This window comes from Treponema saccharophilum DSM 2985 (genome assembly GCF_000255555.1).
Taxonomy (GTDB): Bacteria; Spirochaetota; Spirochaetia; order Treponematales; family Treponemataceae; genus Treponema_D; species Treponema_D saccharophilum.
Window position 1 is genome coordinate 102,900 of sequence record NZ_AGRW01000050.1, and the last position, 23,890, is coordinate 126,789.

At 48.6% G+C, this 23,890-nt stretch carries 25 protein-coding genes; 14 read left to right on the forward strand and 11 right to left on the reverse strand.

Features of this window, described 5'->3' with window-relative positions; translation table 11 throughout:
* Positions 1 to 26: 26 nt before the first annotated feature.
* The 4 genes from TRESADRAFT_RS16275 to TRESADRAFT_RS09565 all read left to right on the forward strand — a co-directional run bounded on the left by TRESADRAFT_RS16275 (position 27) and on the right by TRESADRAFT_RS09565 (position 2,925).
* Positions 27 to 581 carry a DUF5071 domain-containing protein gene (locus TRESADRAFT_RS16275; RefSeq protein WP_159100057.1) on the forward strand — a complete coding sequence of 185 codons (555 nt, stop codon included), beginning with the start codon at positions 27 to 29 and terminating at the stop codon, positions 579 to 581.
* Positions 578 to 1,054 (forward strand): hypothetical protein, encoded by a 477-nt coding sequence (locus TRESADRAFT_RS09550; protein WP_002705174.1) that lies wholly within the window; start codon positions 578 to 580, stop codon positions 1,052 to 1,054. Before TRESADRAFT_RS16275 ends, TRESADRAFT_RS09550 begins: the two co-directional genes overlap by 4 nt.
* Entirely contained in the window at positions 1,051 to 1,380 is a 330-nt protein-coding gene (locus tag TRESADRAFT_RS09555) for a hypothetical protein (protein WP_002705176.1), read from the forward strand. The genes TRESADRAFT_RS09550 and TRESADRAFT_RS09555 overlap by 4 nt, the downstream gene beginning before the upstream one ends.
* Positions 1,381 to 1,908: 528 nt before the next feature.
* Positions 1,909 to 2,925, forward strand: coding sequence for a hypothetical protein (locus tag TRESADRAFT_RS09565; protein WP_002705178.1), 1,017 nt, complete (start codon positions 1,909 to 1,911; stop codon positions 2,923 to 2,925).
* Between the two features lie 111 nt (positions 2,926 to 3,036).
* Here TRESADRAFT_RS09565 and TRESADRAFT_RS15235 read toward each other — a convergent pair whose 3' ends face one another.
* A complete protein-coding gene (locus TRESADRAFT_RS15235; protein ID WP_002705191.1) occupies positions 3,037 to 4,782 on the reverse strand; it encodes a methyl-accepting chemotaxis protein in 1,746 nt (581 codons plus the stop codon).
* 174 nt (positions 4,783 to 4,956) lie between these two features.
* Here TRESADRAFT_RS15235 and TRESADRAFT_RS09575 point away from each other — a divergent pair, with 174 nt between their 5' ends.
* From TRESADRAFT_RS09575 to TRESADRAFT_RS09605, 7 genes are all read left to right on the forward strand, one after another.
* Positions 4,957 to 5,268 (forward strand): hypothetical protein, encoded by a 312-nt coding sequence (locus tag TRESADRAFT_RS09575; RefSeq protein WP_002705193.1) that lies wholly within the window; start codon positions 4,957 to 4,959, stop codon positions 5,266 to 5,268.
* Positions 5,269 to 5,620: 352 nt separating this feature from the next.
* Positions 5,621 to 6,817, forward strand: coding sequence for a helix-turn-helix domain-containing protein (locus TRESADRAFT_RS09580; RefSeq protein ID WP_002705195.1), 1,197 nt, complete (start codon positions 5,621 to 5,623; stop codon positions 6,815 to 6,817).
* A gap of 143 nt (positions 6,818 to 6,960) precedes the next feature.
* Positions 6,961 to 7,839 carry a transporter substrate-binding domain-containing protein gene (locus TRESADRAFT_RS09585; protein WP_002705197.1) on the forward strand — a complete coding sequence of 293 codons (879 nt, stop codon included), beginning with the start codon at positions 6,961 to 6,963 and terminating at the stop codon, positions 7,837 to 7,839.
* A gap of 79 nt (positions 7,840 to 7,918) precedes the next feature.
* Positions 7,919 to 8,680, forward strand: a complete 762-nt coding sequence (locus TRESADRAFT_RS09590; RefSeq protein ID WP_002705199.1) for an amino acid ABC transporter permease — start codon at positions 7,919 to 7,921, stop codon at positions 8,678 to 8,680.
* Positions 8,681 to 8,725: 45 nt separating this feature from the next.
* The gene (locus tag TRESADRAFT_RS09595) at positions 8,726 to 9,466 is read left to right on the forward strand and encodes an amino acid ABC transporter ATP-binding protein (RefSeq protein ID WP_002705202.1); all 741 of its coding nucleotides are present in this window, start codon (positions 8,726 to 8,728) and stop codon (positions 9,464 to 9,466) included.
* A 15-nt stretch (positions 9,467 to 9,481) separates the two neighbouring features.
* On the forward strand, positions 9,482 to 10,132 hold the full coding sequence (locus TRESADRAFT_RS09600) for a cytidylate kinase-like family protein (RefSeq protein WP_040842820.1): 651 nt from the start codon (positions 9,482 to 9,484) through the stop codon (positions 10,130 to 10,132).
* A gap of 50 nt (positions 10,133 to 10,182) precedes the next feature.
* Entirely contained in the window at positions 10,183 to 11,388 is a 1,206-nt protein-coding gene (locus tag TRESADRAFT_RS09605) for an aspartate aminotransferase family protein (protein ID WP_002705204.1), read from the forward strand.
* 208 nt (positions 11,389 to 11,596) lie between these two features.
* Here TRESADRAFT_RS09605 and TRESADRAFT_RS09610 read toward each other — a convergent pair whose 3' ends face one another.
* From TRESADRAFT_RS09610 to TRESADRAFT_RS09620, 3 genes are all read right to left on the reverse strand, one after another.
* Positions 11,597 to 12,358: an amino acid ABC transporter ATP-binding protein gene (locus TRESADRAFT_RS09610; RefSeq protein WP_002705205.1), complete on the reverse strand. Its 762-nt coding sequence runs from the start codon at positions 12,356 to 12,358 to the stop codon at positions 11,597 to 11,599.
* Between the two features lie 17 nt (positions 12,359 to 12,375).
* Complete coding sequence (locus tag TRESADRAFT_RS09615; RefSeq protein WP_002705206.1) at positions 12,376 to 13,053, reverse strand: amino acid ABC transporter permease; 678 nt, start codon at positions 13,051 to 13,053, stop codon at positions 12,376 to 12,378.
* Positions 13,054 to 13,172: 119 nt separating this feature from the next.
* Complete coding sequence (locus tag TRESADRAFT_RS09620; protein ID WP_002705207.1) at positions 13,173 to 13,982, reverse strand: amino acid ABC transporter substrate-binding protein; 810 nt, start codon at positions 13,980 to 13,982, stop codon at positions 13,173 to 13,175.
* 211 nt (positions 13,983 to 14,193) lie between these two features.
* Here TRESADRAFT_RS09620 and TRESADRAFT_RS09625 point away from each other — a divergent pair, with 211 nt between their 5' ends.
* From TRESADRAFT_RS09625 to TRESADRAFT_RS09635, 3 genes are all read left to right on the forward strand, one after another.
* The gene (locus TRESADRAFT_RS09625) at positions 14,194 to 15,465 is read left to right on the forward strand and encodes an RtcB family protein (RefSeq protein ID WP_002705208.1); all 1,272 of its coding nucleotides are present in this window, start codon (positions 14,194 to 14,196) and stop codon (positions 15,463 to 15,465) included.
* A 12-nt stretch (positions 15,466 to 15,477) separates the two neighbouring features.
* On the forward strand, positions 15,478 to 16,257 hold the full coding sequence (locus TRESADRAFT_RS09630; protein WP_002705209.1) for a nucleotidyltransferase domain-containing protein: 780 nt from the start codon (positions 15,478 to 15,480) through the stop codon (positions 16,255 to 16,257).
* Between the two features lie 86 nt (positions 16,258 to 16,343).
* Entirely contained in the window at positions 16,344 to 16,832 is a 489-nt protein-coding gene (locus TRESADRAFT_RS09635; RefSeq protein WP_002705211.1) for a DUF805 domain-containing protein, read from the forward strand.
* Positions 16,833 to 16,928: 96 nt separating this feature from the next.
* Here the strand turns inward: TRESADRAFT_RS09635 and TRESADRAFT_RS09640 are convergent, their stop codons facing one another.
* The 7 genes from TRESADRAFT_RS09640 to TRESADRAFT_RS09670 form a co-directional block, all read right to left on the reverse strand.
* Positions 16,929 to 17,705, reverse strand: a complete 777-nt coding sequence (locus tag TRESADRAFT_RS09640) for an SH3 domain-containing protein (protein ID WP_002705213.1) — start codon at positions 17,703 to 17,705, stop codon at positions 16,929 to 16,931.
* Between the two features lie 110 nt (positions 17,706 to 17,815).
* The gene (locus TRESADRAFT_RS09645; RefSeq protein WP_040842825.1) at positions 17,816 to 18,022 is read right to left on the reverse strand and encodes a hypothetical protein; all 207 of its coding nucleotides are present in this window, start codon (positions 18,020 to 18,022) and stop codon (positions 17,816 to 17,818) included.
* A 42-nt stretch (positions 18,023 to 18,064) separates the two neighbouring features.
* On the reverse strand, positions 18,065 to 19,210 hold the full coding sequence (locus TRESADRAFT_RS09650) for an NADase-type glycan-binding domain-containing protein (protein ID WP_002705215.1): 1,146 nt from the start codon (positions 19,208 to 19,210) through the stop codon (positions 18,065 to 18,067).
* Positions 19,211 to 19,432: 222 nt separating this feature from the next.
* Entirely contained in the window at positions 19,433 to 20,596 is a 1,164-nt protein-coding gene (locus tag TRESADRAFT_RS09655; protein WP_002705217.1) for a YwqG family protein, read from the reverse strand.
* A 9-nt stretch (positions 20,597 to 20,605) separates the two neighbouring features.
* Positions 20,606 to 21,937 carry an ankyrin repeat domain-containing protein gene (locus TRESADRAFT_RS09660; RefSeq protein ID WP_002705219.1) on the reverse strand — a complete coding sequence of 444 codons (1,332 nt, stop codon included), beginning with the start codon at positions 21,935 to 21,937 and terminating at the stop codon, positions 20,606 to 20,608.
* A 41-nt stretch (positions 21,938 to 21,978) separates the two neighbouring features.
* Entirely contained in the window at positions 21,979 to 23,400 is a 1,422-nt protein-coding gene (locus TRESADRAFT_RS09665) for an ankyrin repeat domain-containing protein (RefSeq protein WP_159100058.1), read from the reverse strand.
* A 114-nt stretch (positions 23,401 to 23,514) separates the two neighbouring features.
* Positions 23,515 to 23,838, reverse strand: a complete 324-nt coding sequence (locus TRESADRAFT_RS09670) for a hypothetical protein (protein ID WP_002705223.1) — start codon at positions 23,836 to 23,838, stop codon at positions 23,515 to 23,517.
* Positions 23,839 to 23,890 lie beyond the last annotated feature (52 nt).

Consider the following 23,890-nt stretch of genomic DNA (forward strand, 5'->3'; position numbering starts at 1 on the left):
TTTCGCTTTTTTACGGAAGCGTTTTTGTGGATTTTGCAAAAAAGTGCGGGCTGATTTATCTTTTGCGCATTTCGTTCGACGGCTTCGGCTGCTATTCAGTTCCCGGCGATTCAAATCCGCTCGGCAAAGAGCGCTCAAAATCGTTTTTGAAAATCGTGCGGGGTGGCATGAAAGACAAAAATGCGCTGCTTGGCTTAATCAAAACCGCACTCAAAATCAACCGCCCGCTTTTGGATGCGGACGAGCCACTAAAAAAATACAAGCTTCTCGACAACGCGAATTTTCATTTTATCCTGTGCCGCGACAAATTCGACGTTGCTTCAATCGAGAAAATCACGGAGCTGGAGCTTCGGACAAATTCTGAACTTTATGCGGGACTTTTGGAATGTTTTATGGATATGAACTGGCCAGTGGCAAAAGTTGCTTTGAGCAAAATGATTTTTGACGACAAAAAAGTAGTTCCGTACCTCAAAGCCGTTCTTGCTTCGGGCGATGACGAATGGATTTATTTTGTAAAAGAAAACGTACTGCCGCTTATGAGCATGAAAATCAAAAAGGCGTTGAAAAGGGTGGAAAAATGAAGAACTTGCTTTTAACTCACGGCAACATCAGAAAATCCAAAAAACTGCGGCATTATTTTCTTGATTTTGGCGATGAGCGTTTTCAAAAAGATTTGGCTGAATATTTTGAGCGGATAAAATCCGAAAGTGAGTTTTTGAAGATTTATGACAAACTGCACGATTCAAAGTTCAAAATAATCGAAGAACGAAACAAAGTGATTTTTGATTTGAATTTGGCTCAATCGGGTGAGGCGGCGAGGCTGATTTTTGACGGCGGAAAAATTGTTTCGTTCAACTCCGTCAAGCAGAATGGGCATATTTCGCGCTTAAACAAAAATGTGATTGCTCAAGAATACGGCTACGAGGACATTTATTCTGAGTTTGGGAAAAAATATTTTTCGCTGGTGTTTTTTTATTACGAAAAGCAAAAGCACGGGCGCTCATCAAAAGCTCTTTTGACAATCCAATACAAAACGTTACGGGTGGAAAAATGAAAAAGCTGATTTTGATTTCATCATTCTTGTGTTGCGTGATTTTTGCCGCGTGCCAAAAACAAATTGACTTCGACGCGCAAAAATGGCAGAAAGGCAAACGCCGCTACCAAATGACGACTTCGCTTATCGCCAAGCTGGACGCGGAAAAGCCTAACAAAAACGAAGTTCTGTCTTTGCTCGGTCGTCCTGCATTGGAAGAGCGCGTTCTGGAAAAAGAGATTTCGTATTTTTTGAAAGCGGACGGCTTTATAAGCGGCTGGGAGCTTTGTATTTATTTTGATGACAACGGAAATTATAAATCAGCAGAAGTGAGTTATTTCGACTGATTTTTGCAAAATGTAATCCGCGAAATTGCGGGCGAACAGACGGAGGAAAAATGGACCGAAACAAAACCATCATACGGGCAAAACTGAAAAGCTTCACGAATATTTTTTATGTCCTCAGCGGAATATTTTTTCTTGTAGCATTTTTTTTGCTTCTGAGAGAACATTTTTCTTCAATTTTTCTTGCGTGTGATTTGCTTTTGGGCTTCATTTTTTTGTTTGTTCCGTTGGGAAAGAAAATCACAATTTCCGGAAATCTTTTGGATTATCAAAACTGGTTTTTCTTTCATCACAAAATCGAAATTTCGGCAGAAACAAAAATCAAAATGGGCATGTGCTATCCAAAGTGGGGCGCACAAGAATTTATATGGAAGATTTCAAATCATCGCGGAAAAGAAAAAATCAAGATTCACACCTGGTATTTTGATTACAAAAAGGTGAATGCGGAATTCGAGAAACTTGCAGGATACAAAATCGAATTTTCCCTTGCGAACATACGGTTTTAGAGATTTGGCAAAAAACGGAGGAAAAATGAAAAAGATATTTTTTGCACTGCTTTTTGTGCTTGCGCTTTCGTCTTTGTCTGCAAAGTCGCTCGTGCCGAACGTGCTGCATTTTGCTGAAGTCGTCAAAAAAAGCGAATACACAACATACGCGGATTTTGAAAACGAATTGAATTACAACACAATCGACGCGCCGCACAGCGAAAAAGAGGAGTTCCACCCCGATTTCGTCGAGCTCACCAAAAAGCAAAACCTTTATTGCACGCCGATTCACCTTGACGGCATAAAAGACAAAATGCTTTCGATGATGAACCTTGAAGGAAGCGGCGGCTTTGCGTATTTTCGCATTTTCCGCTTTGACAAAAAAGCGAAGAAGTGGACGATTTATTTTTCGGCGAACGGCGCAAAAGGCGAGTGCGGCATGGTCTTTCCCGTGCAGAACAAAAAAGAGACGCTTTTCCTTGAAATCGAGCGCGACTTTGACACAAAGCGCCTTTCTTCATACAACCTGCTTTCCTTCAGCGCAAAGGAAAAAGCGTGGAGAAAAATCGCCTCTGCGCATTCCCGCTACAGCTACGATTTGACAGATGAGCAACAGCAATGGATTAGCGCTGAGAAAATCGAGCAAATGGCAGCGTTCGACTATTCGTTTTTGGGCATCTCTGGCGACCACGTGCAAAAAATCGAGCGCGAAATCGAAGACAAAAAAATCGTTGCAGAACTTTACTGGACTTCCGTTGCGCGCCTTCCGTCGAATTACACGATAAAAATCTTCAAAAGAGAGCGGGAAGTTTTCAAAACAAGCGGAAAATCTTTTGAGGACGAAAAAGAACTTTTTGCGCTTCCGAGCGTCCAGTGGGGATTCGACATCGTTGAAAAAGACTCAAAGCCGTATCTTGTTTTTATCGGAATGGGCAATTCTGGCGAAAGCAGCGTCAGCGCAATCGAAGATTTTTGGCTCACCGCGCTTGATTTGCGCTCTCTTGAAGTCGTTCACCACAGTTTTGTAAAATCAAAAATCACATTTGAGCAAGAATATTTTTGAAAATGCCGAAAAAAGATTCCGAAACAAGTTCGGAATGACAATTCATCACGTCATGCTGAACTTGCTTCAGCATCTCGACTGCATACAAAAATTCGCTTTTTGAAAGTGCGTTCAGCTCAAACCTTCGGCGATGTTCTTCAGAGCCTGCGAGGCGCTCGATATTTTGTTCGTTGCCTGCGAGAAATTTTCGACGCCGGCTGAAATTTGCTTCAGCGTCATGAGAATCTGCTCTGTCGCGGAAGTCTGCTGCTTTATGATTGCGGTTATTTTCTCGGCGCGCTCCGCGGTGATTTCGCTCGCGTTTTTCATGCTCGCGAATTTGTCTTCCAGCATGTTCGCCCGCTCGACGCCTCCCGCGATTTCGGCGGTGCCGCTTTCGCTCATGATGATGAGCGTGTCGGAGCTTTTCTCGATTTCGCCGATTTTGCTTTTGATTTCCTTCGTCCCGTCGATGATTCCGTCTGCAAGGCGGCGGATTTCTGTCGCGACAATATGGAAATTCTTTCCCGCCTCACCCGCGCTCGACGCCTCAAGCTCGGCATTGAAAGCGATAATCTTCGCCTGGTCCGCGACGGAATTGATGAGAGTGACGATGTCCCAGATGTTCGTGATTTTCTCGCCGAGCTCCCGAATTCCCTCGATTGTCATCGTGTTTGCCTCGGCAATTTTGTGGAGCTGCGACACGTTTCCCTCGATAAGGTCGACGCCCTCCGCGATGTCGCCGTTTGTTTTGAGCGCGAGCGACGAGACGTCGGTAATTTTCGTCGATATGTCCTCGCTCAGCAGCGCGCAGTCCTCCATCGTCGCGACGATTTCCTTGACGGCAGCGCTCTGCTCCTGCGCCGTGCTCGCGTTCTCCTGTGCGGACACGGCGAGGTTCTGCGTTTCGTCGTAAATCTGCTTTCCGATTCCTTTCTCGCCCTTTCTCATTCCTTTTATCATCGAAACATTGAGGACGGAGGCAAAAATGCTGAACACGAACAGGATGAGAACGAACAGGATGATTTTCCGCATCGTCGCGCCGGAAAAATCAGTAATCGGTCCCTCGACGACAATATACCACGGAGTCGCGCCGATTCTCCCCGACGCAAAATACCGTCCGTCGGAAATGAGGGCATGGAGGTTCCCGTCGAGGTATTCCGAGGCGGAAAACGGCGAATCCGCAAAATAATTCGCCTTGGTGACCTTCGACTCGTCCTCGTTCGTAAGGTACGTCCCGTCGGAAAGTAGGAGATATATCTTTCCGTGCTCCGACACCGAGACGGACGAAACCATGTCCGCCAAATCCTTCATCAGAAGGTCGACGGCAACGACACCCGCAAATTTTCCGTCGGCATCCTTGACTTTGTGCGACAAGCTCACGCACAGCCCTCCGGTCATATCGTCTATGTACGGGCTTTCGTAGCAGAAACCGTCATTGTTCCGGCTTTCTATGAACCAGGGGCGTTTCTGCGGAACCCAGTCATCGGGCGGCGTCCAGTCGGATGAATCGACGTAGAATCCGTCCGGCTCGAATCGCGATTCCGCCGTGGCAAAATAAAAGGAAAGGGAATACGTGATGTTTTCCGCGAACCCGTGCACGAGCGCGTCGAGGACGTCCTTCTCCTGGGAGGTGCGGAAAAGAATGACGAAATCGTTGATGTTTATGAGGGCAGGCGCAATATAATCCGTGATTTTCCCGTTCAGCTCCGCGATTGCGCCTTTAGACTCGCTGATGACGAACCGGTTCGTCTGAATTTTCGACACCGCGAGGAACACGAACCCCGAAACGAACGTAACGAGAAGAAGCGGCATGAGCGCGCCGAAGAACAGCCTCCGCAGCTTCCGTTTTGCATTCTCATCTTTTTTACCTGACATTTACATTTCCCCTTTTTTTAATGACGATTTCAAGGCTTCCTGTTCCAAAAACGCGTGTTTCCGAACAGGTTTCATTATGTTTCCGACGGCGATTTTTTTCAATCGCCCTCCCCTCTTTTTCGGCAATTGTGGCGAAAAGGGATAAAAACTGATATTTTGTTTTCGGGGAGAGAAATGAAAGGCGGATTTTTGAAACTGGGACTGGCGCATGCCGCATTCCTTTTTGTCGTGGCCCTCGTCTGCGCCGTGTTCGCGTTTGTCTCGGAAACTGTGTGGCGGCAACAGAGTTTTGCGCGGGAATTTTTCTTTGTGTTCTTCTGGTTCTCTTGGGTCGTCTTCATCCCGCTTTTCTCCGTTATCACGCTCGTCTCGTGGATAATCTGCAAAATCCGCGGAAAAACCTTTCCCCTTCCCGGAAAAATCGCGTTCTTTGCCGGTTTTCCGCTCGAATTCTTCGCGTTCGTAATGTACTGCGCTTTCTTTTGAAAAACGGGGGAAAGATTTTTATGAAAAATCTGTTTGAGCGGCTGTCATTCCCTTTTTCGCATCTCTTTGCATTGCCCAAATCGTCTTCTGGAAAAGATTTTTGAAAGCGAACATCAGCACATTCAAAGAAAACTGGCACAAAACAGAAACGGCAGAATAGCAGAACGAGCTTCGGAAAAACGCAAAGTCTTCATTCAGCCGGCTTTCTTCATTCAAAATACATCCACTTGCCATCATCAAAAGTACCGTTTAAATTAGCGGGACGACGCAAAGACGCTTGTTCCAAAAAGAATCCTTCGGGAATGCTTTTTTGGGGCAGGCGTTTTTTTTATGAAAAACGAAAAGGAAGAAAATGATAACGTGCAAGGATATTCTGAAACTCAATCTTGACGGAGTGGAGCTGGTGGCGGGCGAAAAGGGATTGGACAGGGGCGTTTCGTGGACGTACCTCTGCCAGACGCGCCCGTATGCGGACCACATGAGCCGCGGGAATTTCGCGCTCATCGTCGTCGATTACGTGCGGTTCGACATGAAGGAAGCAGTCGATTCCGCGCACGAGCTTTACGAGCTTGGAATAAGCGGGCTTGGCGTTTCCGTAATGGAAGACAGGGAAACATTGCCGGCGGAGCTTGTGGAATGGGCGGACGAGGTGAACATTCCGCTGTTTTACGTCAGGTGGGAAGGCGCGAGCTTTGTGGACATCGACCAGAGCATCGGAAAAATACTTCTTGCAGATGAAATCAAAATAAAGAAGACGGGCGATTATCTTTACAACTTGCTTTTCGGGTACGACATCAACGAGCGTTATGTGGAAAAGATTTCCGCGCAGTTCAGCCTCGATTTTTCAAAGCCGTACAGGGTCGGAATCATCGTCGTTGACAGAACATACGGCGTGAACCTTGAGACTGACGAGCACAATTATGAATATTACGCGAACTGCCTGAACCGCGACGTAGAGAACATGGAATGCCGTCCGCTTTTCATGAAATTCCTCAACAAATTCGTTCTTCTTTTTGAGGAGAAGCAGGACAAATCCGCGGAAAGAGAAATCGAGAAAGTCCTCAAGAATCTGGACGAGCTTCCGCGTTTCAAGGGGAACATCCGAAGCACGTGCATTCTGGGGCCGGTCTGCTCGAATCCTGCCGATTTGTCAAAAAGCTACCAGCAGGCAAAGAATCTCATTCCGAAAAAGGACTACCTTCCGCATTCACGCAACAGGAAAGTGATAAGCGCGAGCGTTCTCGGCCTGTACAAATTCATGTTCAGCAGCGGAAACCAGGCGGAGATTTTCGACTACTGCACGGAAAAGCTGCTCCCCCTTGAAGCCTACGACCACGCGAACGGAACAGACCTCGTGGAAACGTGCTGGGCGTATTACCTGAACGGATTTTCTGTTTCCGCGACGGCAGACGATTTGTTCATCCATAGGAATTCGATGCAGTACAGGCTGAACAAAATCGAGGAACTGCTCGGCTTTTCGCTTGACGACTCAATCGAATTCCTTGATATCCTGAACTGCATTTATGTGAAGAAAATGATGTTTGTCTAATTTGCACATTTTGGTTGTGCAGAATGAACAATGAAATGATTTTTGCAGATTGGTAGATTATAAACATCAAAAGCAAAGACGCTTTGGAAAAAGTCCGAAGCGTCTTTTTTTATGCGAACATCAATTTTTAGCGAGGTGAGAAAATGAAAAAATCAAGAATTGCAGAATTTGCAGGAAGAACGGCATTGGCATTGGCTCTTGTTTCGACGGTGGCTTTCACGGGTTGTAAAGATAAAAATACGGCATCTTCAAAGCCGGTTCTCAGGGTCGGAATGGAATGCGCGTACGCTCCGTTCAACTGGACGCAGACTTCGGACAAGACACAGGACGGAACGCCGGCAATCCCGATATTCAGCGAGAAATACTACGCATACGGCTACGACGTTGCAGTCGCGAAAATGCTCGCCGACCATCTCGGAATGGATCTGGAGATTCACAAAAGCGAATGGTCTTCGATCGGAATCAGCATGGACGTAGGAGACTACGACTGCATCATCGCCGGCATGGGAAAAACTCCTGAGCGCGAGCTTGCTTATTCGTTCACCACTCCGTACTACTACCGCGACAACTGCATCGTCGTGAAGGCGGACGGAGCTTTTGCGGACGTAAAGGGATTGAGCGACATGGCAGGAAAAGACGCACGCGTTACGACTCAGCTTGGAACCGGCTGGATTCCGCTTCTTGAGCAGATTCCTGGCGGCATAAAATCGGGAAACTTCGAGACGACTTCCGAATGCTTCATGGCGGTGTCGAACGGAGTTGCCGACGTTGCAATCGTTGACCTTCCGACTGCGCAGAGCGCGCTTATGACGAACAAGGGCTTGAAAATCATCCAGCTCGACAAGGCTGACGGCTTCGTTGGCGACGGACCTATGGTGAATGTCTGCATCGCGACACGCAAGGACGACACGAAACTCCGCGACAAGCTCCAGAAGGCGATGGACGAGCTTGGCTGGAACGACAAGGCAAAGATGGACGCTCTGATGGAAAAATCAATCACGCAGCAGCCTGCGGCAAACTAAAAAGTTTCGGCAGGAATCATCCAGAAAAAAAATCAAACGACAATCGAAAAAATGATTCCTGCCTGTTTTCGGAGAAAAAATGGAAACAAGCCCTACAAACACATTCGGCTGGGTATTCTTTCTGGCTCAGAAATACTCGGATATGTTCATAGAAGGAACATTGATTACGCTCTACATTGCCGTTGTCGGCACGATTCTGGGATTCGTCCTCGGATTCCTGATTGGCGTAGTTCAGGATTCCGAAATCAGCCAGCACGACAATCCGGTGAAAAAGACATTCATGCGCTGCATGAAAGGCATCACGACAGTCTACGTCGAAATCTTCCGCGACACCCCGATGATTGTCCAGGCGATGATTATCTATTACGGCTTGCGGCAGACGAGCGTGGGCGCGCACATGACGGCGGTTTTCGCAGGAATCCTCGTCACGGTTCTGAACACGGGCGCGTACATGGCGGAGACAGTCCGCGGCGGAATCGGCTCAATCGACAAAGGACAGAGGGAAGGCGCATGGGCGATGGGAATGAGCCCGATAAAGACGATGATTTATGTCGTTCTTCCGCAGGCGTTCAAGAACATCATCCCCGAAATGGCAAACATGTTCCTTACGAACCTGAAAATGACTTCCGTTCTGAATGTCATCGCCGTAAAAGAGCTTTTCATGGCGGCAAAGACTGTGGGCGGAAACTACTACAAATACTTCGAGTCGTACCTTGTAATCGCGGCAATCTATTTCGTCCTGTGCTTCATCTTCAACAAGCTATTCAACTTCATGGAAAAGAGAATGGCTGACAAGGCAGATTACGTCCTCGCAGTCGAATACCTCAACGATGATGACTGATGATGAGCGACGAAGAATAGCGAAGACCAATCAGGAGGAGGAAAAATGGCGGAGAAAATAATCGAAATCAAGGATTTGAGCAAATCGTTCGGGAAGCATGAGGTTCTTCGGAAAATCGACATAGACATCGAGAAAGGGGAAATCATCTGCATTCTCGGCTCGTCGGGAAGCGGAAAATCGACATTGCTCCGTTGCATCAACAAGCTTGAGCGGCAGACATCAGGCAAAGTCCTGTTCCACGGAAAGGAAGTCCGCGACGTTCAGAAGGACATAAACACGTTCCGCTCAAAAGTGGGAATGTGCTTCCAGTCGTTCAATCTTTTCAACAACTACACTGTCCTTGAGAACTGTATGCTCTGCACGAGAAAAGTGCTTCATCTTTCAAAGGAAGAATCGTTCCAGCGCGCAATCAAGCACCTAAAGGAAGTCGGAATGGCTCCTTACATAAACGCAAAGCCTGCGCAGCTGAGCGGCGGTCAGAAGCAGCGCGTCGCAATCGCAAGAAGTTTGTGCATGAATCCAGAAGTCCTTCTTTTTGACGAGCCGACATCCGCGCTCGACCCGGAAATGGTGGGCGAAGTTCTGAGCACGATGAAGGAACTTGCGAAGACGGGACTTACGATGGTGATTGTGACTCACGAAATGGGTTTTGCACGGGACGTAAGCACGCGGACAATCTTCATGGATCAGGGATATGTCGCGGAAGACGCGCCTCCGGCAAAGTTCTTCTCGAACCCGTCGAATCCGAGGTCGAGGGAATTCCTCAAGCGGTATCTGGAAGGCTAAAAAAAGGGGTGAAAAATGGCAGAAACAGGAAATGAACAGGAACATTTTGTGGTGACATTCGCACGCGGATTCGGAACTGGCGGAAAGGAAATCGCATCGAAGCTTGCGAAGGAGCTTGGAATCCACTGTTACGAGAACAGAATCCTCACGCTCGCAAGCCAGATGAGCGGCCTTGACGAGGAAATTTTCCGCGAAGTCGATGAGAAAATCAGGAACAAAGGCGGATTCGCAAGTTTTTTGCGCGGGCTTCCGAAAGCGAAAAGCTACATCGCACGGAACGAGAAATTCGTGAGCGACGACAAGCTCTTCGAATACCAGAGCAAGATTATCGAAAACCTCGCGGAAACCGAAAGCTGCGTAATCGTCGGAAAATGCGCGGATTACGTCCTACGCGGGAACCCGAGGGTCGTGAGCGTGTACATCGAGGCACCGAGGGCATTCTGCCTGAAGCGCACCATGGAAAAGATGGGCGTGACCGAGGAAGTCGCGGCGGCGACAATCACGCAGACAGACAAATTCCGCGCCGACTATTACGAATACTACACGGGCGGAAATTACTGGACGAACCCGGTGAACTACGACATCACGCTCAACAGCGAGAAAGTCGGAATCGAAGGCTGCGTCGATATGGTGAAGCATCTGCTTGAACTGAAAGGCTTAATCTGAAAAACACAAATCAGCTGACAACAAATAATCAAACAATAGGGAGAAAAAATATGAAACTCAAAGACACAGGATTGACAGCTCAGGACATCAAGGACAAGGTTTCAAAATACATGATTGAAACTTACGAACGCTTCGATTTTCTTGCGGAGACGGCAAAAGACCAGTATGTGTACGACGAGAAAGGTGAAGCGTACCTTGATTTCTATGCAGGAATCGCGGTGAACAGCGCGGGCAACTGCAACAAGAAAGTCGTGGATGCCGTAATCGACCAGGTGCAGGACATCATGCACACGTTCAACTACCCTTACACAATTCCGCAGGCACTTCTCGCGGAAAAAGTCTGCACGACAATCGGAATGGACAAAATCTTCTATCAGAACTCGGGAACGGAAGCGAACGAAGCCATGATCAAGATGGCGCGAAAATACGGAATCGAAAAATACGGCCCGAACAAATACCACATCGTAACGGCGAAAATGGGCTTTCACGGACGAACATTCGGAGCGATGAGCGCGACAGGTCAGCCGGGAAACGGCTGCCAGGTGGGATTCGGCCCGATGACATACGGATTTTCCTACGCTCCGTACAACGACCTTGAGGCATTCAAAAACGCATGCACCGAGAACACAATCGCAATCATGGTCGAGCCGGTGCAGGGAGAAGGCGGCGTCCATCCTGCCACAATGGAATTCATGCAGGGACTCCGCAAATTCTGCGACGAGAAAGGAATGCTTCTTCTGATTGACGAAGTCCAGACAGGCTGGTGCAGGACGGGAGCTGTTATGAGCTTCATGAACTACGGAATCAAGCCCGATATCGTCTCGATGGCGAAAGCACTCGGCGGCGGAATGCCGATTGGCGCAATCTGCGCACGCGCGGAAGTCGCAAAAGCGTTCACGCTGGGAAGCCACGGAACGACATTCGGCGGACATCCCGTAAGCTGCGCCGCCGCCCTCGCGGAAGTCAACGAGCTTTTGGACAGGGATTTGGCAGGAAACGCGAAAAAAATGGGCGACTACTTCTCCGCAAAGCTTGGGACGCTCCCGCACATAAAGGAAGTCCGCCATCAGGGGCTTCTTGTGGGCGTTGAATTCGACGACACAATCAGCGGCGTTGACGTGAAGCACAAATGCCTTGAAAAGCATCTTCTCATCACCGCAATCGGCGCGCACACAATCAGAATGATTCCGCCGCTCATCATCACGGAAGAGGACTGCGACAAGGCATTCGAAATCATCAAATCGGTCGTTTCATGACATCATAAAATCTGTGGCGGTGTTACGAAAAGTATCTGCTTAAGGTGGCCGAGCGTCGCCGAAGCCCGTTCTTTCCCATGCAAGAAGCGGGCATTTCGACTGCGCTCGGCCACCATATTTCGACGATGAATCACAAAATGCCTGAAACTCGGCATTCGGGATTCATAAATGAACACGTGCGCTTTTCAGGCATAGCGGAATATGAGCGTCACACGGTGCTGAACCGGGAAAGGAAAGCCTTCGTGCGCTCCGTTTTCGGGTGGTTGATTACATCGTCGGGCTTGCCCTGCTCCACGATGACGCCGCCGTCCATAAAAATGATTTCGGTGGAGATGTCGCGGGCGAACGACATTTCATGCGTGACGACGACCATCGTCATCTTCTCGCTCGCAAGCTCCTTGATTACGGCAAGTATTTCCCCCGTAAGCTCCGGGTCGAGGGCGGAAGTCGGCTCGTCGAAAAGGAGCACTTCCGGGTTCAGCGCAAGGGCGCGGGCGATGGACACACGCTGCTGCTGTCCGCCCGAAAGCTCGCACGGATAATTCTTCATCCGCTCGCCAAGGCCGATTCTTCGCAAAAGCTCCTCCGCTTTTTCCGTCGCCTCCTCGCGCGATTTCCGCAAAACGCGAACCTGCGGCTCGACTACGTTCTGCAGGACAGAATAATGCGGGAAAAGGTTGAAGTTCTGGAACACGAGCCCGCTTTTGAGCGTGATTTCGTGGCGGAGGCTCTTGTCAGAATACACGCCGTCGGCAACGAGCGGAAGACCGCAGATTTCAATGCTTCCGCCGCTCACGCTCTCAAGCTGGGAAACGCAGCGGAGGATTGTCGATTTTCCGCTTCCCGAAGGTCCGATTATCGAAAGGACCTGCCCCTTTTTCACCGAAAAGGAAATGTCCTTCAGGATTTCCGTTTTCCCGAACGATTTCTTCAAATTTCTAACGCCGATGATTTCATCCGTCCCGCTCATTCCTGCACTCCCCTTCATCAATGATAATAATTGAGCTTCTTTTCAAGCCGCGCAAAAACAATCGAGACGAACCAGTTCATCACGAAATAGAAAACGCCTGCGATGAAAAGCGGCGCGAAGCTGAAAAGCGCGCCCTGACGCTCCTTTGCGACCATCAGAAGCTCGCTCACGCCGATGACGCTCACGAGGGCGGTGTCCTTCACGAGCGTGATGACCTCGTTTCCCATCGCGGGAACAATCCTTTTGATTACCTGCGGGAGGATAATCCTGAAAAATGTCTGGTATCTCTTGTAGCCGAGAACCTGGCACGCCTCGTACTGCCCTTTCGGGATCGATTCGATTCCGCCGCGGTAGATTTCCGCAAAGTAGGCGGCATAGTTCACGCTCAGTGCGATTATCGCGGCCGTGAAGCGGTCCCATCTGAAACTCACGTCAAATCCCATCGAAACAAGCCAGCGGACGAAAAGCCCGGGGCCGAAGTAGACGACAAGAAGCTGCAGCATGAGCGGAGTCCCGCGGATTACAAGAAGAAAAATGTTCGTAATCCAAGAAAGAACCTTGTCTTTGCCCATTCTTCCGAGCGCAATCGGAAGAGCCAGAGGAATCGAAAAAATCAGCGTGAGGAAAAACACTTCGAGCGACGTGACGGAGCCGTCGAACATCGCCGAAAGCATTTTCATATATTTAGGAGACATAAGAACTTCCAGAAATTACACCTGCTCGGGAACCTCAGTTTCGGAGCAGGTTGCCTTAAATGCTGTCTGCACGTTTTTGAACTCGCAGACATGAGCGACAGCGAACGTATCGGACATGCCTATTTATTGATTACAGAGATATTCTTGCCGAACCATTTTTCAGAAATCGCGGCGACCGTACCGTCAGCGGCCATTTCCTTGAGGACAGCCCAGACTGCATCGCGAAGCTCGCCCTCGTTCTTCCTGAAACCGATACCGTAGCCCTCGTTCGAAAGCGGCTCGTCGATGACGACGAACGGCTTTTTCGTCTGCGCAATCGAATAGTTCGCGACGACGCTGTCCATAACGACCGCATCGACGCCGCCGATGTCCAAATCGTTCAGCGCGGTGATATTGTCCTTGAAATAAATGGTGTTTCCGACAGACGCGGCAAACGAAGCATTGCCGTCGACGGCTATCTGCGCGCTCGAGCCGCTCTGAATGCCGAGCGTCTTTCCCTTCATGTCCGAAAGCGTCTTGATTCCGCTGTCCGCGCGGACGACGAGAACCTGCTCGTTGTTCAGATACGCCTCAGTGAAGCTCAACGCCTCCTTGCGCTCGTCAGTGATTGTGAACCCGTTCCAGATGCAGTCGATTTTGCCGGTCTCAAGCTCCATCTCCTTCGCGTCCCAGTCAATCGGCTGCGCCTTAAACGAAACGCCGAGACGCTTCGCGGCTTCCTTCGCAAGGTCGATGTCATAGCCGACGATTTCGTTCGTGTCGTTGTCGCGGAAACCGAGCGGCGGGAAAGACGCATCGAGACCGAGAACGAACGTCCCGCGGTTTTTCAGAGCATCAACAGGATTCTCGCCCGTTTTCGCCGTTTTCCTGCAGGAAGCAAGCGCAAAAAAAGCACAGGAAAGAAGAATTCCGCCAATAATTTTTTTCATAACCGAACCTCTTTTTAAAATATTCGCAATTTTTTTTGAAAGCCGCATGGTTGCCGATGCCCCGTGCTGAGCCGTATGCATGGATTATAGTGAAAACAAGCCTTTAATAAAAGCGAGCCGGAAGCGCTGAACAGTGCAGGATTCCATTTCGCACCGAATTTTCCGTGATTTGCGGGAAATCTTCCGCCATAGTGGAGCCATGGAGGCCCATATGAAAGAAATCACAGGCACATTCAACAGCGCGAAAATCTTCACCGACGACGTCGAGGAAAAATCGCTTGGACAGGTCAAAACGCTCTGCGACCAGCCGTTCTCCGCGGGCGCAAAAATACGCCTCATGCCCGACATCCACGCGGGTGCCGGCTGCACCATCGGGACGACGATGACAATCACCGACAAAATCTGCCCGAACCTCGTCGGAGTCGACATCGGCTGCGGCATGGAGACGATTGTCTTCCACGCGGATTCCCCGACAAGCCGCACCTTCGACCCCGAAAAGCTCGACAAATCTATACGGAAGAACATCCCGTCCGGTTTCGCAATCAGGAAATTCCCGCACAAATTCGCCGACGAGGTCGAATGGGACAAAATCCGCGGGAAATACGACAGGAACAGGGCGCGGCTCTCCCTCGGAACGCTTGGCGGCGGCAACCATTTCATCGAGGCGGACAGGGACGACGAGGGAAACCTCTACATCGTCGTCCATTCGGGGAGCCGGCACGCCGGGCTCGAAATCGCGAATTTCTACCAGGAGGAGGCATGGCGGCAGCTCAACAAGAACCGCGAGTCCGACGTCCAGTCGCTGATTGAGTCGCTCAAATCGTCAGGACGCGAGAGCGAAATCGAAATCGAGCTTCAGAAAATCCGCGCGCAAGTCCTCACATCAATTCCGCGCGACCTTGCGTACGTCAGCGGAAGCCTTTTCGACGACTACATAAACGACATGAAGATAATGCAGCATTTTGCCGCGCTCAACAGGAAGGCGATGATTCAGACAATCTGCGTGGGGCTTCGCGTCGCGCAGGACGAAATCGCGGAGCAGTTCACGACAATCCACAACTACATCGACATGGAAGAAACAGTGCCGGGAAAGATGATTTTGCGGAAGGGCGCCGTGAGCGCGAAAAAAGGCGAGAAGCTTCTGATTCCAATCAACATGCGGGACGGAAGCCTCATCTGCATCGGGAAAGGCAACGAGGACTGGAATTTCTCCGCGCCGCACGGAGCCGGACGGGTGATGAGCCGCGCACAGGCAAGGAGAGAGCTCAAGCTCGACGAATTCAGGAGCGAGATGGCGGGCATTTTCTCCACGACGGTGGGAAGCGACACGATTGACGAGGCGCCGATGGCATACAAGACGATGGAAAGCATCGTGAGCAACATCGCGCCGACAGCCGAGGTCGTGAAAACCATCAGGCCTATTTACAATTTCAAGGCAAGCGACGAAGCCCCGTGGGAAAGGCGCGCGAGACGAAGAAGATGAGGGGAGCGTTTTATGGAAACGATTGAGGAAAGAATCAAATATAAAATAGAAGAAGTCGAGCGCAAAAACGACGTGCGCGTCATCTACGCGTGCGAGAGCGGAAGCCGCGCATGGGGATTCGCGTCCCCGGACAGCGACTACGACGTGCGCTTCGTCTACGTCCGGCACCCCGCCGAATACATGCGGCTCGACAAAACGCGCGACGTCATCGAGCACGAGCTGAACGACGTGTTCGACATAAACGGCTGGGACTTGCAGAAACTGCTCCGCCTCCTTATGAAGTCGAACCCGACGATTTTCGAATGGGCGTCCTCCCCGATTGTCTACGCAGAACGCACGGAATTCGCGCGGCTGCGGAATCTCCTCCCGCTTTATTTTTCCGAGAAGCGGAGCATCTTTCATTATTTTTCGATGATGAGGAACAACCTCCGCTCGTATTTCCAGTCGGATTCCGTCGCGCTCAAAAAATACCTGTATGCGCTCCGGCCGCTGCTTTCGTGCAGGTGGATTCTCGAGAAGCATTCCCCGCCCCCGACATCATTCTCCGCCCTCCGCTCGGAAACGCTCCCGCGCATTTTTGACGGCGACGTGGACGCGCTCCTCGAAAGGAAAAAGAACGCGAACGAGGCGGAACGAGGCAGAAGAATCCCGCGCCTCGACGAATTCATCGGCTCGGAATGCGAGCGTCTCATTTCCGTAATCGAAACCATTCCGCAAAGGCAGAATCCCGGCTGGAAAGCGCTGAACGGCGCGTTTTTTGAGACAATCGCGTCGGCTTTCGCCCCGTCGTGAAAAAACGCGCGAAACCGGTGCTGTCGTTCAGGACAGTCCGCACCGCATATGGACTCTCCGCACCGTTTCCGGTAAAATCTTCCGCCATGCAAAATACACACGACATAATCAAAGAAAAGAACGAAGGGCCGAAGCCCGACCCGCTGCCGTTTGCCCGGGCAATCAAACTGTGCCTCGGAAAGTTTTTCTCGTTCAGGGGATGCGCGACGCGGGCGGAATTCTGGTGGTTCATGCTGTTCTATCTGGCGTCGCTCATGGTGTCGCTTCTCGTCGTCGCGGCGGCAAAAACCAGTTCCGTCCAACTGATTTTTTTCGGCGTGTTCGAGATTGTCGCATTGGTGGGGCTCGTCCCCCTGTATTCCGCGGCGATACGGCGGATGCACGACATCGGGCTGATGGGATTTTTCGGCTTCATCCCGATTGTCGGGCCAATCCTCTGGCTTCTTCCGTCAAAAGAGAGCAGCGCATACCGGACTGACAGGAACCTGCATCCGGTTTTGGACGTCATCGGAAAGATTTTCCTCATCCTTGTTATCATTGCCAAGCTCCTCACCACTCTCTCCGGCGAAAGCTGAGCGCGGATTATTTTCCCCGCCGCCATCCAAAACACGATGACGGCAAAATATCAACGAAAGGATTGAACAAAAATCTTCGCAAAGTTGCAGGCATAATCAGTTTCCCAAAGCGTCAGTACTAATTCCGATTTCTTTAAGCTTTCCGTTTTCAAAATGAAAGCCAATATCAGAAAAAACATCATAAACACACGAAAAAGAATAAAGATTTTCGTAATATTCTGAATGATTCAGCTCTCGTTCAAAACAGGCTTTCAATTCATCCAAAGTCATTCCGATTTTAACGCCGAAAGCGTTCGGAACAGTTTTAGTGATTTTTGTAGAAATCCAGTTTTCGCACCTGACTTTATGCTCCCCGCAGTCAAAAGCATAAACAAAGTAATCAATTTCAATCGGATGGGCTTCGTCATCATAATTTTTCATATACACTTTGTCATTTCGCACAGGAGTTTTCCCTTTTGCAAACGCCGCGACAGATTCTTCTGTAGGCATCGCACAAAATGGAGTCGCCGCAACCAAATTATAATTTAGAATCTCGTCAAAAAATTCCTGCTCCTCCCGAATCAAATCAACGCTGTCCTTTTCGGCTATGTCAAGATATTTTCCGAAAATCCAGCCGAACTGTCCTTTTGATTCATCAAGCCAAATCTTGTACCATTTGTCCCAAGAATTATCCAGCCGGACATTTTTATCAAGAAAAGCGATGACCTTAAACTTCTGATTCTTGCCGACTTTAGCAATGACTTCTGAATCACCCCCTGTCGAAGGCAAAGTCCTGACACGAACATTATCATCGTTCAGAACGCAATAAATATCCGCAGAGAACGCGAATGTCGGAATCAACAAAACCAAAATACATAAAAGGCTTTTTTTCATAAATCGTTTTTCCTATAACTGAGTAAAATATTATCCTGATTATTAATTAACTGATAATTAAGCGCTTAATTAGAAGAATTTTCATATTTTTTATTTTAAGGCATCTGACTCTATTTCTGATGTTCATCAAACATTTTTTTTGCATTTTCCAGCAAATTTTCTTTTGTTGCGTGAATATCTGCGAGTTCTGAAGTACGGACGGTTTTCTCAAAAACATATTTTTCTACTTGGACAAAGCCCAAAGAATCAGGAGAAAATCCTGCCCCCGCTTCAATATCGACATATCTATCGTCTCCGCGCAAAATGCTCATGTTCATATTTTGATTTCATAGTTTTTTTTCCACATACAATCTTAACGCTTACGGTTCCCAGAAATCTACAAAAAGACATTCAGGGTCAACAAGAAGATATTGATTTCCGTTTACATCAATGCGATAATTCGGCTCTGAAACTGAACTGAATGGCTCATAGGTTGAATTTTGCTCTACATCAACCAGATAATCTCGATATTCATAACCGCCGCAAAAACCGTCTGGACCATACTGAACAGTTCCTTGCTCAGTTATGACACTGTTTGTACTTGAATCAAAACTAAATTCTCTGTGATCCATATACCTGTATCCAATGTCTACAATAAAAGAATAATCATAGATGTTTATATTGGGATTTTCTTTCCATTGCCATAAATGCTCATAGTCTGCTGTCAATTTTTTATAATCATCAACACCTCTAAACCAGCAGTCATAAAGACCTACTTTACGACCATCAAATATAACGGCATAACCTTTTACATCACCAGAATTGAGCGGAACAAGAAATGCTTTACCATTATATTTTCCGTCTTTTGTCTGATAATAACGTTCTGCTCTTTTGTATAATTTTTTGTAAAGAGCTGAATCTTCATCCAGATTTTTTGAAGCTTTTGCTTTTGCATCTTTTTTTGCCTGCTTCAAGGTTTTAACATTTTTAATGTCAATATTTCTTCCTTTATAATAAAACCTGATTTCATCAATGCAAGTGTCATTGTATTTTGTTCCCCTGTAAACATCCTGAATCGTAAAAACAAGAGCATCAACGGTAAAGGTTTCATCAAGATAAATCGATTGGAAATTCTCGCAATTATCTTTCAGAGTATATTCTCTCACATAACCTGCATCAGTATAAAGAAATCCAATGTTCAAAGTTTTTACGCGGTTATTCTTTTTGTAATAATCCTTGTGAGCAAAACCGTTTATGATTTGAATTTCGTCAATTTTAATCGGCTCATAAAAAACAACAGTCAGTCTTTCATCGATTCCAGAATCATCTGCATTTTCAACCCAGACGGTTTCCGTATCATTATCAAAAGCATTAAGCGCATCATACACAACTTCTTTGCCCGAAAGCCACTCAGAAAGCGTGCTGCTCGCCTCTGCCGACCGAAGATATGCGCAGTCAGCAAGAATCCTCTCAGCAAAAATCTGAAAGGACACAAACATCATCATTGCAAAAAATATCTTTTTCATCTTAAAGCTCCTGTTTTTTCACTTTCCGAATATAGCTCGCTCTTTTTGCATCGACATAGCCGTTCAAAATCATGATTTGTCCGAATTGGGAAATTGTTTGTCCAAGTTGGGAAATTGTTTGTCCAAGTTGGAAAACCTTCGTCCGACATTGGAACTGTCATTGACGAATTTATTTCACAATCCGTGCGTCGACTCCGCTCAGCAACCATGCTTCGGCTTCGCTTAGTAGCAGTCCCAGTTGTAGAGCACGTTTGAAAAATCTCGATTGATTAAATCCTCAGGATTGATAAAAAAGTTCGCGATTCCCATATCTCCCCAGAGGATTTCGCCCTCGCTGTCCATCTGAAAAAGCAGAATGTCGCCATCACGTCGCGCGTCGTTCTGCGTGAAATCGGGATAGCCGCCGATTTGGTGCTTAGAGTTGTCGCTGAAAAAGGCAGAGAAAGAATCCTCGTCAAAAAGCTCGTAAGGGCTTTTGTCATAGACGGAAAAGCCCAAGACTTGCGCCGCATTTTTCAGAACGCCGTCAAAGTCGTCGAGGTGCGGGTGCGAATATGTTTGTGTTTTCTCGAAAGAAAGCGCGTATTCTTTTTGAAGCGGCATCTCTGACATTTCCTCGCCAGCGCAGTTCACGCCCATTGCACGCAAATCCGCTTCGCTCATGGCAAGGCTTGGCGAAAAGACTTCCCGCCAGACAATGCGCCAATCTTTTTGCTCACTGTCGAAACTACAGCCATAGGTGTCATCTGCTTTTATGAAAATCTGCAAAAGCCCGCGATTGGGATAATCGGCAAGATTGGGAACTTCGGAAAAATTGATTTGCGCCAAAAGATAGAGATTCGCTCCGTCTTCTGCTTTTGGGTATTCTTCGCCGCGCGTCCAATACGGCAAACCACCGAACTTTGAAGAGCAGGCTTTCTTTTCAAAAGGCAGAGAGCTATCAGCTGGCATGGGCTTTATGCGGACAGTGTCTTTTGCCGTGCTGTCGTGGATGTAGCGCAGAAGCCGCTTTGCTTGCTCCTCGGTGTAGTGCGGATTGACTTCTGTCTTTGGTTGGGAATCAGTCTGTGATTTAGAGTCAGCCCGCGGCTGCTTTGGCTCCTTGACGGTAAAAAAGCCCGCTTGTCGTGTTACATATTCGCCGTCATCGTCGTTTTGTGGACTTGAATCGCTCTTCGCGGCAAATGATTCCATCATACTCATAAAATCATCCACCAGTTTCTGCGATTTTTCTCTTTCGCTGGCTTCCTGCTTTTCTTCTTCTTTTTTGATTGCGTTCATAATCGCAAAAAAACCAATAACTATCACAATAGGGTTTGGTTTAATCCACAAACCAATGCCAACAAGGACTAGTATCAATACAATAGTGAGTATCTTCTTCACCATATCTGCCACCTACCAGTTATCTAGAATATCATCGAGTTCTCTATGTTTTTCCAAAGAAATATATGCAATTTCTGTCGGTTCTGAAGAAAAAATATTGGGAGAAGAATTTTTTTGAGAAGAAACTTTCGGCGTGAGGAGCGCGGCGATTTTGTCATAATAATTTTTGCTGGACTCACCACTATATTTGTAGTCCTTGTACCGCTCTGTGTGCAAATCAAGCGCAGTCTTTCCGTCCTTGTCCTTGAGCGAAATGTCCGCGCCGTGCCGAGTGAAAAACTCCGCCGCCCGAAGCGTGTCTTCCCAGCTGATAATTTCCGAAACAGCATACATCAGCGGCGTTTTGCCCTCGTCGTCCTGCGCGTTGATGTCCCCTCCCGCGTCCAAAAGCATTTTTGCAAGTCTGCTCCGCTCCTCGCTCCATTCATAAAACAAAGCCGCATAGTGCATTGCCGTTTTGCCCGCGTCGTCCCTGTCGCTCGCGTCAATCTTTTTCAGCAGCGTTTCAAGCACATACGCCTTGTCCTCGATGTTAAAGTCGCCCTCATAGCCGTCAAAAATCTGCATGACCAGCGTTTTCTTCTCGTTGGTTTCGTTGTTCCTGATTTCGTAGCCGTACATATACGCTCCGACTTTCGCGCCGCGCTCCAAAAACAGCCTCGCCGCCTTGTAAGAACTGCACCGCAACGCCCACTGAAACGGCATAAAGGGCTTTCCGACAAGGATTTTTTTGCCGTTTTCGCCGACTTCGCCGCTTTCCTCATAGCTGTCGATGTTCGCTCCTCTCTCCACCAAAAGCCGCACCGCACCTGCCCTGTGCTTGTCAATCGCGACAGCCATAGCGCAAATCCTGTTGAAAGACACCGTTCCGAAAAAATATTCTTCCTCGAGCAAAAGGTCTGGCTCTGCCCCCGCCTCAAGCAGAATCTGCACGATTTCGTCATATTCGCCCTTGTTTGCTCCGTCCAGCGCACAGGCTGCAATAAGCGGCGTTCGGTTGCCCCTGCCCTCGTTCACATCCGCGCCCGCTTCGATGAGTTTTTTGACTTTCTCGGTTTCCCGCCGCTCCACCGCGACGATAAGTTCCCCGCGCTCCTTTATGTATTCGGCTTCCTGCCGTGTTTTTTCAGCCTCTTTCTTTTTTTCCGCAATCTCAGCCCGCACTATCGGAGTGCAGAATGCCACAAGGCTTATGCCGCAAATACATGCCGCCACGGTTCTCGCAATCCCGCTTGCAAAAACCGCGACCAGCCCCGCAACAAGCGCAACCCCGCCCAGCAGCAGCAAACCGCCGAGCAGCAGAAACACATCAACAATCGCACCAAGCGCGTGTTCACCAGTCATAATAATTCACCCCCTGCTTGCAAAAAAACGTCGTCAGAATCTTACCAATCATCGCTAATATCATTCAGAAGGACATGAGGCGAGTTTTGCACTTCTTCAGCAATTTCGCTTTCAGCGGCAATCTTTTTTGTCCTCATAAAATCTCCCGTTAAATCATCTGGAATATCGCAAAGCGCAATATGTGTTTCCTGCTCTTGTTGCGGGGCGGCGCGAGAAATCGGCGTTGCAGAAAGAGTTTTTCCTGCCGTCTTTTTCACCGTAAGAAGCTCCACGATTTTGTCGTAATTCGCTTTTTCTTTGCCGTCAAGTTTTCTATCGGCATAGCGAGCCGTGAACAAATCGAGCGCAGTCTTGCCATCTTTGTCCCTCCGCGTGATGTCCGCGCCGTGGGAGACCAGAAAGCCCACCGGCTCCAAAGCCGTATCGCGCCATAATCCAACTTCCTTCACCGCATACATCAGAGGCGTTTTGCCCTCGTCGTCTTGTGCGTTGATGTCCGCTCCCGCAGTCAAAAGCATTTCTGCCAGTCGGCTTCGCGTATCTTTCCATTCGCTATGGGCAGCGGCAAAATGAAGAGCAGTTTTTCCCTTGTCGTCTTTTTTGTTTGCGTCGATTTTTTCAAGCAGCTTTTCAAGAATATACGCCTTTGTTTCGATGTTAGCTTCGCTCTCATAGCCGCCCAAAAGCTCCATCACGAGCGTTTTCTTTTCGTTTTTCTCGTAGCCGCTTTCGTAGCCGTACATATAAGTGCCGATTTTCGCTCCAGCGTCCAAAAGCACTTTGGCAGACTCATAAGAGCATTCTCGGATTGCATACTGAAACGGCAGAAACGGCTTTCCAATCAGCACTTTCTCGCCGTTTTCACCGACTTCATCGCTCTCCTCGTAGCTGTCGATGTCCGCACCGTGTTCGATTAAAAGCCGAACAATGCCTTCCCTGTCCTTTGAAATTGCGATAGGCATAGCGTGAATTCTCTTGAAACCAATCGTGCTGTATTCGTAGCTCCAAGGCTCTTCGCGAACAAGGTCGGGCTCTGCTCCCGCGTCAAGCAAAATCTTGGCGATTTCTTCGTATTCCGCATCATTATAGCTTTGCCCGTGTTCGCAGGCGACGATGAGCGGCGTCCGGTAGCCTTTGCCCTCGTTCACGTCCGCGCCCCTTTTGATGAGCTTCTTGACTTTCTTTATGTCCCCTTTTTCCACCGCGACGATGAGCGGAGTGCGCTCTGCCTTGTATTCTTTCTCGTATCTGGCAACGGCGGCTCTGTCTTTGAGCGGGTTAATCACAAAAATCTGCAAGAGCGGCAGAGAGAAAGCCGTAAGACTTATGCCAAAAATCCACGCCGCCACAGTCTTTGCCACACCGTGTGCCAAAAGTGCGACAATCCCCGAAATGAGTGCGAGTCCGCCAGTGAGTGCCATAAAGCAAATTACCAAAAGACCTGCCCAAAGGGCTTTTCCCAATGCGTCTCCCATATTTTTCCTCCTCTCTGTCGAGAAAACCCCCAAAACAAAAAGGCACAGACACAGCCTGTTTTCGCAAACTATACCCATGCCTTACAAAGCGGTCATCGACCGTTACTGCTTGTCCGAGATACCGAACGCAACCCAGCCAGCTTTGTCCACAGCAATCTTTACAAGTTTTCTTGTTTCGGCAACAGTCGAGCGAAGCGTCTTCTGCACGCTGTCAAGCTCCGCAGTCTTTTCCTTGAGCTGAGCCTTCAGCTCCTCCTGCTGATTGTCGAGCGTGGTCAACTTTGAAAGTAGAGCCTCGATTTCCGCAGCCTTGTCCGCCGTCAAGCCGACTTTCGCCACAGAATCCGCACGGTTCTTAATTCCCTCAGCCAAAAGCCGAGCCGTCGTAATTTCGCTAGACAAAGATGTATTTGCTTTTGATGCCATTTGTTTCCTCCTTGGCATAAAATTTCTTAAATACTATACATTTCAAGGGCTA